This window comes from Ignavibacteria bacterium (genome assembly GCA_016873775.1).
Taxonomy (GTDB): domain Bacteria; phylum Bacteroidota; class Ignavibacteria; order UBA10030; family F1-140-MAGs086; genus JAGXRH01.
In genome coordinates this window covers 1-13,362 of the sequence record VGWC01000024.1, presented here as the reverse complement: position 1 = coordinate 13,362, position 13,362 = coordinate 1, and the positions used below count along the sequence as shown (strand labels likewise).

Below are 13,362 nucleotides of genomic sequence, written 5' to 3'. Positions count from 1 at the left end.
TTACACAGAAAGGAATTGATGTTCGAATACATCAATTCGTATTTCCTCTTTTAATTTTTCCAATATTTGCATTCCGTATTTGTTCAAGAAATACAACACGTTTAATTCGCGTTCTTGCAACGATTCATTCGGGAATATAGTATGCAATGATTTTTCCAATTGTTGCAACCTTGACTGATATTTTTTTTGTTGTGACGCAAGCGTGCGTTCTTTCAGGGAAGTGAGTTGATACAATATTTTATTTTTTGCCGTTCCCAATGCCGCGACAAGTGTTGTATCTATTGCAGAAAGTTGCAGTTGCAGTCTCTCCAATTGCGATTGCAGTACGTTTTCTGTTTCGGAAAAAATTTCCATTGCTGAAAACTCCGAGATGCGTTGTGCTACATTTTGAATCAATACATCTTTTTTAGAAAAAAAATCTGCGATGCGTAAATTATATTTTTCCATTGCTCGCGCTACACGAGGTTCTACAAGAGTAACGCTTGTGCGAGGAAAAATTATCGGCATAGGAATATTAAAGTACTCATACACGAACTTGAACTGAGCGAAGTATGCAATTTCAGACGGACCTGCGACGTATGCTACAGTTGGCAACAATGTATCCTGACAAATTGGACGTAGAACAACATTCGGAGAAAATTTTTCCGGTGCATCTTCGAGCAAAGAAAAAAGTTCTTGCTGCGAAAAATATTTATGCGTTCCTTTCAAATGAAAACCGTTTTCTATTGGTTCAATGGCATATCTTCCGTTGTGATACAAGAGAAAAAGATTTATCGCCCGCGATTTTACTTGCGCCTCAAATTGTTGCTCCAGTTCAGCACTTTGTTCAATAACGAGTTGCGATGTTCGAGGATATTCTTGTAATTCTTTCTTGTAAATATTTGAAACAATGTGCTTCAATCTTTTATCGTTTGGATACAAAAAAACTATTCCGCTATCGCCTAGAAGTGCATTTAGCAACCGTGCAAACGCAACGTTGAATGAAACACCATCGCGATAACAATCAGAAAAAAGCGAAATCACCGATTCGGTAAATTCTGTTTGCGGAAGTGATTGGAACAAACGTGATTTCATTTCATTGAAAAAGAAATCGAATATCGTTTCACCAACGGCTCCATGTTTTTCGTTGCTGGGAATTCCTCCCGGAAAATATCGGAATGATTCTATTTTCTGTTCTGCATTGATGAGCGTAACGTTATTTGCTTCGTTCAAATCGTGGTCTTCGCCTTCCATCCAAAACACAGGAACAAAATTTTTGTCGGGATATTGTTCTTGAAAAATCGAAGCAAGTTTGATTGTTGTGATTGCTTTATACAACGTGTACAACGGTCCTCCGAATATTCCCACTTGTTGACCGGTAACGATTGCAAATGTGTTTTCATCGTTCAACAATTCGATATTCTTTTGAGATTGTTCAAGAGAATGAAATTCGCTCGCCTGTTCCAACAAAACGTTGACGAGAATTTCTCGTTCCGTTTGTTGAAAACGAATTGCATTCGTTTTTTCAATTATTGATTCCGTGGAATGAAAATCACCGGAAAAGAATTTTGTAACTGTTGAAAAATTATAGAGATACGTTGTGAACAGATGCGAAAAGAATTCAGCGTTTGCATTGAGTTCACGAAAGTCAATAGAAAACATATTGTTCTAAATTTATTTGTAAATAATATAAGAAAGATTTGCTACTATGATTGAATTTGAGTAGATGCAGTAGCGGAAAAAATAATTCTGTAACGAATATTTTTTTTATTTCATTCCTATTCTCAATCTTTACTGCACAGAGAATTTTTGTTATCTTCACCCAGATTTTTTGTAAAAAAAATTATTATTTACGGTACGTACTGAAATATTTACTTTATCATATTCATAGGAGAGGTGCGAGAGCGGTTGAATCGGACGGTCTCGAAAACCGTTGTCCGCTTATGTGGACCGTGGGTTCGAATCCCACCCTCTCCGCAATGTTTTATGCGTACTTTTGCGATACAAGCGGTGAAAAAAAATTGTCAGTGAAATGTTTATCAATATATAACATAGTAAATGTGAAAACAGTAAAACTTTTATTTTTCTTACAATTCTTCTTCTTTTTAAATTTCGTTTCAATTCATATTGTTTCATCGCAATCGAAACAAAAATTAGTGGAACTAGCCAAAAAGGGAGTATTCAATACAATGTCTCCGGAAGAAATAAGAAAGAAATTGGAAGAATCCGGTGTTTCTGAAAGTGAAGCAATTCAATTTGCTAAAGAAAATAATCTTGACATCAGTAAATTCCAACCACAGCAGCATGCGACTCAAAATGTTCCTCCTGCGCAAACTTCCGGTGTAACGCTTCAGGATACAACTCCGCCAACAAAAGAAGTGATAGATATTCCCAAAGGATTGCCACCGGATATATCGGAAGTGCCGAAAGGTACACACGGATTGGAATACTTCGGATATGAAATTTTTAAGAATATACCAGCGGCATTTGAACCGTCTTCGATTGGACCGATTGACCCTGGATATTTATTAGGAGCGGATGATATCATTCGGCTATCTGTTTGGGGACAAGCGGAATTTCAGTACGAATTGTCAGTAGACCGCGAAGGACGAATATTTATTCCAAACGTTGGACAACTTTCTGTAACCGGAATTCCATTGCGCAATTTGGAAGAAAAGTTGAAGAAACAACTTTCAAAATATTATTCGGGATTATCAACAGAACCACCAACAGTGTTTCTCGATGTAACAATTGCGAAACTACGTCCAATTCGTGTGTTTGTTATGGGAGAAATTGCACGTCCCGGAGGATATACAATAAACAGTTTTGCAACAGTATTTAACGCGTTGTATAGTGTAGGAGGTCCTACGATAAGAGGAAGTTTGCGCAATGTCAAGGTGTTGCGCGAAAACAAAGTAATTGCCGTCGTTGATTTGTATGATTATTTGTTGCGCGGAGATAAATCCAATGATGTTCGGTTGCAAAACAATGATGTAATTTTTGTACCTATTCGTGGAAAAACAATCGCAATCTATGGAGAAGTAAAGCGCGCATCTATTTACGAACTTCAAGAAAATGAACATTTAGAAGCGTTGGTTCAGTTTGCCGGCGGACTTAAATCAACGGCGTATATTTCAAAAGCACAAATTGATAGAATAATTCCATTCTCTGAACGAAAAAGTAGCGAAGAAGACAGAATAATAGTTGATATTGATTTATCTTCTATTGTAAATAAAACTGGAAAAACAATTTATTTGTATGATGCTGATGAAGTCCACGTTTTTTCTGTACTTTCTGAAAAAAGAAATTATGTAACCATCGAAGGTTCCGTGTGGCGCCCGGGAAAGTATGAATTAGGAAAAATACGAACGCTGTACGATTTACTCACGGCTGCAGAAGGGACACGACCTGAAGCGTATTTAAAGAAAGCGGATATTGAAAGAATACGAGAAGATTCAACGCGAGTGTTCTTCACTGTAGATTTAGAAAAAGTACTTGCAGGCGATACAGATGAAAATATTCCATTGTTTGAGCGAGATAAAATTATTGTGTATTCGCTCCTTGAAGTAGAATATCCGAAATCGCTGAAAATTTCCGGACACGTGAAATTTCCTCAAACAATTCCGTACCACGATAGCATAACGTTGTATGATTTAATCTTTCGAGCCGGTGGATTGCTGGATACAGAATTTCAAAAGAAAACATTTCTTGAACGCGCTGATATTTATCGTTTGAATGAAGATAAAATAACCCGACGCATTATTCCGTTTTCGTTGGAAAAATTATTGAAAGATTCAACGTTCACAATTCCGTTGTTGCCAAGTGATGAAGTTATATTGTACGATGTATATGTTAAAGAGATTCAAGATAAATTTGTGATGATCTCAGGCGAAGTAAAAAAACCCGGGAAATATGCATGGCGTACAAATCTTGATTTGCAGAGTTTGATTTTAGAAGCCGGCGGATTTACCGAAGAAGCGGATTTGACTGAAGCCGATGTTGCACGATTAGACCCCAACGGACTTCCAGGAGATTCCATCGTAATTTTATTATTTCCAAAACTCACACAAGATTTGGCGTCATTAGAAACAGGGAAGGGTTTTCAGTTACGGCATCGCGACAATGTTTTCATTCGGAGAAATCCCAATTTTTATTTTCATGAAAACGTAACAATCAAAGGAGAAGTGTTACATCCTGGAGAATATTCATTACAGCATAAAGGAGAGCGACTTTCAAAAATTATAGAGCGCGCCGACGGACCAACTTCAATTGCGTATTTGGGTGGAGCAATGTTAATGCGTAACAATATTCGAATTATTACAGATTTCGAAAAAGCATATTTTGAACAAGAGGAAAATCATAACGTAAACTTACTTCCGGGAGATGATATTATTATTCCAAGGAAACCCAATGCTGTTCGCGTTGTTGGTGAAGTGAATAATCCTGGACTTTTTAGTTTTATCGAAGGTGATGATGTGGGAGATTATATTGAGCGCGCGGGAGGAGAAACTGATAGCGTTGAAATTGTCATATTATCAAAACCGACGGGAGAATCGGAACGTATAGATTGGTACGAATTTGACCCGGAAGTTCCCGATGGCTCAACTATTTATGTAAAAAAGGAAACGGCAATTGTTCAAGAAATAAAACCTGTTGACCTTGGCGAAACAATAAAAGATGTGTTTGCAATTCTCTCGAGCGCAGCGACACTTGTATTCTTAATTACTCAAGTAACGAAATAAATATTTTTTATTGCAGTGGAACAATCGGTGAAAGATTCAGAAGAACAACACAACGTATTTACGTTGCGTGCGTTTGTTTCAATTATTTTTCGACACTGGAAAAGAATATTTCAAATAACGTTTGCCGTTGGAATAATCACCGTTTTATATTTGTTGTTTATTGCTTCGCCGGTATTCAAAGCGACAACGACGCTACTTCCTAAAATTGAAGATAATGCATCGTTGAACGCGTTGGCTGGAAACCTCTCCGGTTTAGCGAGCGGATTAGGATTAAAAGAAGAAGAAATTTTAATGTATCCCGATATCGTTTTAAGCCGAAGATTATTGGAACCGATATTGCTCAGAAAATATGCAACGAACCAATTTCCCGATTCTGTACCGTTGCTCGAGTTTTTAGGTTTTGAATTTGATTCTTCCGAAACCGGTTGGTATGAAGAAACGATGCAGAAAGCGTTGAAAGTGATGGAGCAGGATGTCGTTGAAGCGAACGTTGATAGAAAAACATCCCTCATTACGATTTCGGCAAGTATTCCCGACGATGCAAATTTATCGGCAGAAGTTGCAAATTTACTAGCCGAAAATTTAGGGTATTACAATCGTTATGTAAAAAAAACACAAGCGAGCGAGCAATTATCTTTTGTCGAGGAGCGTAGTAATCAAGTCAATGACGATTTAAAAAAATCAGAAGAAGAATTACGAATGTTTCGCGAACAAAACAGAAAAATACTCGATTCACCGCTGTTGTTGCTGGAAGAAGCGCGTTTGCGTCGCACGGTAGAACTGAATCAAGCGGTGTTTATCGAACTCCGAACACAATTAGAACTAATAAAACTCGAAGTGATAAAAAATACTCCCGTTATCAACGTTTTGGATGCGGCAAAACCACCGGCGAAAAAATTCAAACCGCGCCGCATTCTCATTACGCTTGTCGTTGTGTTTTGTACATTTTTTACTAGCGGTTTCTATTTTTATTATCGCGAGTATCGGGAAACATTTCGCGAACGAATATTCTTCGTATTGAAATAATTTTTTTCATTTTACTTTATACTTTCATTTGAAGAAAGCACTAATTACCGGAATTACCGGACAAGACGGTTCATATCTAACTGAATTATTGTTGCATAAAAATTACCAAGTGCATGGAATAATTCGTCGAGCAAGTTCATTCAATACTCAGCGCATTGACCATATCTATGCTGATTCTCACGAAACGACAACGAATTTGTTTCTGCATTACGGAGATTTATCAGATCCCGGATTGATAACAGAAATAATGTTCAACATTGAGCCCGATGAAGTGTATCATCTTGGGTCGCAAAGTCACGTTCGAGTATCGTTTGAAATGCCTGAATATACCGGTAATATTACCGGTTTAGGTACGACTCGTATTTTGGAAGCAATGCGGCGATGCAACTCAAAAGCAAAATTTTATCAAGCGTCATCTTCGGAAATGTTTGGTTCGGCTCCTCCTCCACATAATGAGCAAACGCATTTTCAACCTCAAAGCCCGTATGCAATTGCGAAAGTTTTTGCATACTGGATGACTGTCAATTATCGCGACGCGTATAATTTGTTTGCGTGCAATGGAATTTTATTCAATCACGAAAGTCCACGTCGCGGTGAAACATTTGTTACGCGAAAAATCACTCGAGCGATTGCACATATTCTTTCCGGAAAACAACATAAACTTTTTATTGGCAATATTGATGCAAAACGCGATTGGGGATTTGCTCCAGAATATGTTGAAATGATGTGGCTTATGTTACAGCAGGATTTTCCTGACGATTATGTTGTAGGAACTGGCGAAAGTCATTCAGTCAAAGAATTTTTAGACCTAGCATTTCATTACATTGGAATAGAACTTGATTGGAAAGGAGTTGGCGTTGAAAGAAAAGCGTTCGTAAAAAGTTTTCAACAACAATGGAGTACGGTGCTCAATACTGGAATGTCAATTATAGAAACCGATGCAAAATATTTCCGCCCCACTGAAGTTGATTATTTACTCGCAGATATTTCGAAAGCCAAAAAACAACTTGGATGGGAACCGCGTTTTCGATTTTCAGAACTCGTAAAAATAATGATGGATTTTGACATGAAGCAATGCGGATTAAACACGTTGAACGAAGGCTCCTCAATTCTTAAGAAACACGGTTTGGATTGGACGACAAATAATTTTGCACTCCATAATCAAATACAAAAAGAAGTCGGGTAAATCTCATTTACTTTTCAAAGAATAATTTTCTAAACTCTGAACAATGAATAAAGATTTGATTTTGTGTTCCGATTTTTTATCGCTGAAAGTTGATGCAATCAGAGGAGGAAACATTAAAGAAATAAAAGATGTTCGTACTCAACTTGATTGGATTCACTATGACGCATCCAGAATGATTGAAAGCGCGGGCAAAGAGCGGGTATATGATGATATTTGGTGTGGTGGTTTCGAAGAATTATTTCCGAATGATGCGCCATGTTTTTTCGAAGGAAGAAATTTACTTGACCACGGAGAACTCTGGGATGCTCGATTTGATATCGTTGAATATTCATCGAACGTAATTCATTTGCGAAAAAATTGCGTTACCGTTCCGGCAGTTTTTGAAAAGAGAATCATTTTGCAACATCACACTCCAAAATTTTCCATTGAATATACTTTGGAGAATACTGGAAATGTTGATTTTTCGTATTTATTGAAATTGCACCCTGCGATGAATATTCAAGAAGGGGACAGAATAATATTACCCGGTGGAAAAATTATTCCAGTGGATATTCAATTCAGCAAAATAATTGGTGAAGCAAAAGAATTTGATTGGCCAATTGTTACAATGCAAGATGGAACAACAGCAGATGTAAGTATTATCCCCATTCGCGAAAATACATTACAGGAATTTATTTATGTTATTGATATGCCTAAAGGAATTTGCGGAATTTATAAAAGCGTTTCAAAACAAACATTCAACATTCATTTTCCATTGAGTGTTTTTCCGTACTGTTGGTTGTTTCTATCTTACGGTGGATGGAGAAATTACTACACGGTAGTTCTCGAACCTTGCACGAATTATCCTAAAGATATGAGCGTTGCTAAAACTATGGGAAATTGTGCAATACTGAATGCGTTTGAAAAAAAGACATTCACTGTTGAAGTCGAAATTACGCAACAATGAGTGATACGCTCTCATCCCGAAAAGTTTCAATCATCATTCGATGTTACAACGAAGAAAAACACATTGGAAATTTACTTGAGAAAATATTTCAGCAAACATGGCTCAATAAAGAAATCATTATCGTTGATTCGGGTTCAACGGATAATACGGTAGAAATTGCAAAAAAATTTTCTGTTACCGTAGTTACGATAACTCCGGAGGAATTTACATTCGGATATTCTTTAAATCAAGGATGCACCGTTGCTACCGGAGATTTTTTTGTCATAGCGAGCGCGCACATAATTCCTGTTCAAAGTGATTGGATTGAGCAATTAGTGAAACCGTTTGAAAATTCCAATGTCGCTTTGGTGTATGGTCGTCAAATCGGAAATGAAGTAACAAAATTTTCCGAGCATCAGATTTTTCTCAAACAATTTCCAGCGATATCGAATTTCAATCAGAGCATTCCGTATTGCAACAACGCAAATGCTGCTATCCGGCGAGAGTTATGGCTTCAGCATAAGTACGATGAAACACTTTCCGGGTTAGAAGATATTGAATGGGCGAAGTGGGCGCAGAAACAACAGTATCGCATTGCATATAATGCAGAAGCGACAATCATTCATATTCACGAAGAACATCCAAAACAAATTCTGAACAGATATATGCGCGAAGCGGTTGCGCTTAAAAAAATTTTCCCCGATTCGCAAATGAGTTTTTTGAAATTTTTGTTTCTTTTTCTGTCCAATACTTTTTTAGATTGGGGAAGAGCGTTGAAACACCAAGTATTTTTAAAAAATGTTTGTGAAATTGTTATGATGCGATACTATCAATATTTAGGAACTTACAAAGGATTGAAAATGCAATCGCCGCTTACGCACGAAATGATAGTTACGTTTTACTACCCTAGAAAGCCGGCGATACTTTTAAAAAATAATGATGTAAAATCAATAACCGAACGGAAATAATTGCATGCAAAAGCAAATACTAAAGATTGTTGCTTTACTTCCGATGAAAGCGCATAGCGAACGAGTTAAAAATAAAAACTTTCGTGAATTTTGCGGGAAACCACTATATCAATGGATGTTGGATAAACTTGTAACAATGAGAGAAATTGATATGGTCGTCATCAATACCGATGCGCACGAAATTCTCCATTCATTCGGCACGAAAAGCGACGGGCGTATATTGTTGCGGGAAAGAAAAAAAGAACTTTGTGGCGATTTTGTCAGTATGAATAACATTATTGAAGACGATATTGCAAATATTCGCTCTGAAATTTACGTAATGACGCATACAACAAATCCGTTGCTTTCAACTTCTACCATTCGGAATGCGCTTGAAATATTCATTCAGAAAAAAAATAGTAATGAAATTGATTCGCTGTTTACGGTTAATAAATTTCAAAGCCGTTTTTACAAACAAGATTGTACGCCGATAAATCACGACCCGAAAAATCTTATAAGAACACAAGACCTTGAACCGTGGTATGAAGAAAATTCAAACTTGTATCTTTTTACGAAAGACGGATTTGAATCAACGAAAGCAAGAATCGGAACTAAACCGATGCTGTTTGAAACGCCTCGAAACGAATCAATAGATATTGATGATATCGAAGGATGGAATTTGGCAGAAACTATTGCTCAAACAAATCGAAATGGAACAAACGAGTAACAACAAATATAAAATATTGGTAACATGTCCTCCGATGATTCAACAAATTGATTTGTTTCAGGATGCGTTTGAAAAATTCAATGCGGATTATTTTTGTCCATTAGTGAAACAAATGCTCTCTGAAGAAGAATTGATAAACGTTGTTCCCGATTATGACGGATGGATAATCGGAGATGATGCGGCGACGAAAAATGTTTTTGCCGCAGGAAAAAAAGGAGCACTCAAAGCCGCAGTCAAGTGGGGAATTGGTGTTGATAATGTTGATTTTGATGCAGCACGTGAGTTAGGAATTCCTGTTACCAATACTCCAAATATGTTCGGAAAAGAAGTTGCAGATATTGCGATGTCATACGTTACTGCACTTGCGCGAAATACGTTTTTTATTGACCGACAAATTCGAGCGGGGCATTGGGTAAAACCAGCCGGAGTTTCACTTGCAGGGAAAAACGCTGCGCTCGTTGGTTTCGGTGATATCGGTAAAAACATTGCGCGAAGACTTATTGCATCAGAAATGGAAGTTTATGTGTATGACCCGTTCTATGTTGAGGATTCAGATATTGGTGAACTTCCTGTGTGTATTTGGCCTCAACAATTAGAACTCATGGACTTTATCATCTTTGCGTGTTCGCTCACTCGGCAGAATAAATATATGCTTGACGAAGATTCCATAAAGAAAATAAAACATGGTGTGCGCATCATCAACGTTGCTCGCGGACAACTTATAAAAGAAACTGTTTTGGTAGAAGCGCTGGAAAGCGAACTAGTACATTCTGCTGCGCTGGATGTTTATGAAAACGAACCGTTGCTGTTGGATTCACAATTGCGGAAATTTGAACGATGTATATTGGGTTCGCACAACAGTTCTAATACGATAGAAGCAGTGCAACGGACGAGCGAGCGCGCAATAGATATACTTTTTCAATTTTTACATAACTAAGAAAACTAATTCGCGTGAAAAACGTATTGATTACTGGTGCAGAAGGAGGTATAGGTACAGCGCTTTGCAGAACATTTAAGAAATCAGGATATAGAGTAATTGCTTCAGATGTTAAAAAAATTACTCATAAAGAATATGACGAAATTTTTCGTTTCGATTTACATAATTTTTGTGCGCAAAAAAGTTATCGGGATAATATTATTCGGGAGATAATCAAATCGTTGGAGGGAAACGGACTTTCAGTATTACTCAATAACGCAGCAGTTCAAATTCTTCGGAGAATAGAAAAAATAAAACGCAGTGAATTTCATAGCACGTTGAATGTGAATGTCCTTGCGCCTTTTTTGTTGGCGCAAAAATTACTGTCGGAATTGGAAATGGCAAATGGTTCCGTCATCAATATTGCAAGTATTCATTCTATGTTAACAAAACCTGAATTTGTAATGTACGCAACAAGTAAAGCCGCACTTATCGGATTGACGAAAGCATTAGCAGTGGAACTTGGTTCGAGAGTGCGAGTAAATGCAATTGCTCCCGCTGCAACTGCTACACCAATGTTACTTGACAGTTTTCTAAAGAAAGAAAAATCATTCGACGAACTTTCACAAAAACATCCATTGGGGAGAATTGCAGAACCGGAAGAGATTGCGAATGTTGCTCTCTTTCTTGCATCGGAGCGAGCGAGTTTCATTACAGGAACGGTAGTGAATGTTGATGGAGGAATTAGTTCAAGATTACATGACCCAAATTAAAACACTTTTCCATAAACAACTTCTCTCGCTCTATCATTCTCCAACATTCAATACACTTGGGAGTTATGCATCTCAAACGCTGTATTTCATCATTGTTTTACCTCTTGTACTAACACGACTCCCTTCCGAAGAGATTGTACTTTGGTATCTTTTTAGTTCAATAATCGCCATTCAAATGCTTGCCGATATGGGATTTAATCCAACATTTGTGCGAGTTATTTCTTACGCAATGGGAGGAGCGAATTCTATCAACGATGTTGGTGTAGAAGAAAAGAAAATTTCATATTTGCCGAATTGGAATTTGATACTGAATATTGTTGCAACGATGCGAGTCGTTTATTTTCGACTTTCAATTTTTTCAGTAATTATTCTTGCGACATTTGGAACATGGACAATATTGAAACCCGCTTCATTATTGCAAAACGATTTGAATGTTTGGGTTTCTTGGATAGGAATCATTGTAACTACAGGTTTTGCATTTTACGGGAATGTGTATAGTGGTTATTTACAGGGAGTGAATCAAATAGCAACGCTTCGAAGATGGGAAACAATTACTTCTCTTGCATCGTTACTAACAAGTTTGTTTGTATTGTTTTTGGGAGGAACATTATTAGCGCTTGTTCTTTCAAAACAATTTTGGTCTATTGTCGCAGTACTTCGAAATTACGTGCTTTGCAGAAATGTAGAAAACAAAAGATTTTTACAATTCAAAGAGAAAAAAATTGATAAGGAAATTTTCAATTCTGTATGGACAAGTTCGTGGAGAAGCGGAATCGGCGTTATGACATCGCACGGATTAGTCTATGCAACAGGATTAGTATTTGCGCAAATCGGTTCAACGTATGAAGTTGCTCGCTATCTTGTTTCGCTTCGTTTGATACAAACAATAAATTTATTTTGTCAAGCACCGTTCTACAGTAAATTACCATTGTTGGCGCGATTGTATTCCGAAAGAAAGAAAGACGAACAAATTCGTATAGCCGCACAGGGGATGAAATTTTCATACTTGATTTTTGTTGCCGGATTTGTTGTAACGGGAATTTATATCAATCAGGTACTCGAAGTGATTGGCAGCAACGTAAAAAATATTGATATGCTTTTATGGATTTTATTAGGAATTGTTTTTTTTGCCGAACGATACGGAGCAATGCATATACAACTATACAGTACAACGAACCAAATAATCTGGCATATTGCGAACGGAATTGCAGGAATCATAAACATTGCTGTTGTAATATTTACGTTTACTTCATTGGGTGTTTATGCGTTTCCGCTCGGAATGATAGTCGGAAATGTCGGATTTTACAGTTGGTATGCGGCGAAACATTCGTACCGTGAATATCAATTGTCATTCTTCCAATATGAATCAAAGACATCAGCAATCGCATTTTTCGTACTTCTCTTGTACAGTGTAACAATACTTGTTTTTCAGTTTTAACCGATGGGCAAAAACGTTGTAATCCGTGCAATAAACCGTATGCATAGGGAGTATGCAAAATCAAAAAATTATATTAAGAAAAGTATTTGGCGGAAATCACCAATTGGAAAAGAAAACCAAAAAGAATTATTGTCGTTGAAAAATAAATTCCAACATTGTCGTTGCTTTGTAATGGGAAATGGTCCAAGTTTGAAACGTTGTGAACTTTCGTTATTGAAAAATGAAATTACCATTGCAAGCAATGCGCAGTATTTAATTTGGGAAGAAATGGGTTTCATTCCTACGTTTCTTACTGTTGAAGATAATTTGGTTGCTGAAGATAGAGCAATCGAATTGAATGCTATTCAAAATACTTCAAAAATATTTCCCTTGGATCTTTCTTATTGTTTGAAAAAAGACAAACACACGATAATGATAAACTTTATTCGCGACTATAAACCGTTTCCACAATTCAGTAATGATTTTTCAGAAAAAGTTTTTTGGGGCGGTACCGTAAGTTTCTTGAATCTTCAGTTGGCATTTTATTTAGGTTGTAACCCGATTTACCTTATTGGTTTTGACCACAATTATACGGTATCGGAAAAAAGTGAAAACTTTGTCATTACTTCTGAGAAAGATGACGTCAATCATGTTCATCCGAATTATTTTGGTAAAGGATATCGTTGGCACGACCCAAACGTTGAACGGATGGAGCGTTCGTATA

The 13,362-nt window shown here is 37.0% G+C and carries 11 protein-coding genes and 1 tRNA gene; 11 read left to right on the top strand and 1 reads right to left on the bottom strand.

Annotation, left to right across the window (positions count from 1 at the left end; all coding sequences use genetic code 11):
• Nucleotides 1-1,641 carry a bacillithiol biosynthesis cysteine-adding enzyme BshC gene (gene bshC, locus FJ218_05165; GenBank protein ID MBM4166296.1) on the bottom strand — a complete coding sequence of 547 codons (1,641 nt, stop codon included), beginning with the start codon at nucleotides 1,639-1,641 and terminating at the stop codon, nucleotides 1-3.
• Nucleotides 1,642-1,869: 228 nt separating this feature from the next.
• On the opposite strand from bshC, the gene FJ218_05160 reads away from it, so the two are divergent.
• The 11 genes from FJ218_05160 to FJ218_05110 all read left to right on the top strand — a co-directional run.
• A tRNA-Ser gene (locus FJ218_05160) sits at nucleotides 1,870-1,959 on the top strand.
• Nucleotides 1,923-4,721, top strand: a complete 2,799-nt coding sequence (locus tag FJ218_05155; GenBank protein MBM4166295.1) for a sugar transporter — start codon at nucleotides 1,923-1,925, stop codon at nucleotides 4,719-4,721. The genes FJ218_05160 and FJ218_05155 overlap by 37 nt, the downstream gene beginning before the upstream one ends.
• Complete coding sequence (locus tag FJ218_05150) at nucleotides 4,722-5,747, top strand: hypothetical protein (protein ID MBM4166294.1); 1,026 nt, start codon at nucleotides 4,722-4,724, stop codon at nucleotides 5,745-5,747. It begins immediately after the preceding gene.
• Between the two features lie 28 nt (nucleotides 5,748-5,775).
• The gene (gene gmd, locus FJ218_05145; protein ID MBM4166293.1) at nucleotides 5,776-6,933 is read left to right on the top strand and encodes a GDP-mannose 4,6-dehydratase; all 1,158 of its coding nucleotides are present in this window, start codon (nucleotides 5,776-5,778) and stop codon (nucleotides 6,931-6,933) included.
• 43 nt (nucleotides 6,934-6,976) lie between these two features.
• On the top strand, nucleotides 6,977-7,879 hold the full coding sequence (locus FJ218_05140; GenBank protein ID MBM4166292.1) for a hypothetical protein: 903 nt from the start codon (nucleotides 6,977-6,979) through the stop codon (nucleotides 7,877-7,879).
• Nucleotides 7,876-8,826 carry a glycosyltransferase family 2 protein gene (locus FJ218_05135; protein ID MBM4166291.1) on the top strand — a complete coding sequence of 317 codons (951 nt, stop codon included), beginning with the start codon at nucleotides 7,876-7,878 and terminating at the stop codon, nucleotides 8,824-8,826. Before FJ218_05140 ends, FJ218_05135 begins: the two co-directional genes overlap by 4 nt.
• Before the next feature lie 4 nt (nucleotides 8,827-8,830).
• Nucleotides 8,831-9,532, top strand: a complete 702-nt coding sequence (locus FJ218_05130; protein MBM4166290.1) for an acylneuraminate cytidylyltransferase family protein — start codon at nucleotides 8,831-8,833, stop codon at nucleotides 9,530-9,532.
• A 34-nt stretch (nucleotides 9,533-9,566) separates the two neighbouring features.
• Nucleotides 9,567-10,469: a phosphoglycerate dehydrogenase gene (locus FJ218_05125; protein ID MBM4166289.1), complete on the top strand. Its 903-nt coding sequence runs from the start codon at nucleotides 9,567-9,569 to the stop codon at nucleotides 10,467-10,469.
• Between the two features lie 14 nt (nucleotides 10,470-10,483).
• The gene (locus tag FJ218_05120; protein MBM4166288.1) at nucleotides 10,484-11,221 is read left to right on the top strand and encodes an SDR family oxidoreductase; all 738 of its coding nucleotides are present in this window, start codon (nucleotides 10,484-10,486) and stop codon (nucleotides 11,219-11,221) included.
• Nucleotides 11,208-12,659, top strand: a complete 1,452-nt coding sequence (locus FJ218_05115) for a hypothetical protein (GenBank protein ID MBM4166287.1) — start codon at nucleotides 11,208-11,210, stop codon at nucleotides 12,657-12,659. Before FJ218_05120 ends, FJ218_05115 begins: the two co-directional genes overlap by 14 nt.
• Nucleotides 12,660-12,662: 3 nt before the next feature.
• The coding region (locus FJ218_05110) for a DUF115 domain-containing protein (protein MBM4166286.1) at nucleotides 12,663-13,362 on the top strand (700 nt) is incomplete at its 3' end.

Coding starts and splice junctions, on each gene's coding strand:
- FJ218_05135 (MBM4166291.1), top strand. CDS start 7,876: ATGAGTGATACGCTCTCATCCCGAAAAGTTTCAATCATCATTCGATGT.
- FJ218_05115 (MBM4166287.1), top strand. CDS start 11,208: ATGACCCAAATTAAAACACTTTTCCATAAACAACTTCTCTCGCTCTAT.
- bshC (MBM4166296.1), bottom strand. CDS start 1,641: ATGTTTTCTATTGACTTTCGTGAACTCAATGCAAACGCTGAATTCTTT.
- FJ218_05140 (MBM4166292.1), top strand. CDS start 6,977: ATGAATAAAGATTTGATTTTGTGTTCCGATTTTTTATCGCTGAAAGTT.
- FJ218_05155 (MBM4166295.1), top strand. CDS start 1,923: ATGTGGACCGTGGGTTCGAATCCCACCCTCTCCGCAATGTTTTATGCG.
- FJ218_05130 (MBM4166290.1), top strand. CDS start 8,831: ATGCAAAAGCAAATACTAAAGATTGTTGCTTTACTTCCGATGAAAGCG.
- FJ218_05125 (MBM4166289.1), top strand. CDS start 9,567: ATGATTCAACAAATTGATTTGTTTCAGGATGCGTTTGAAAAATTCAAT.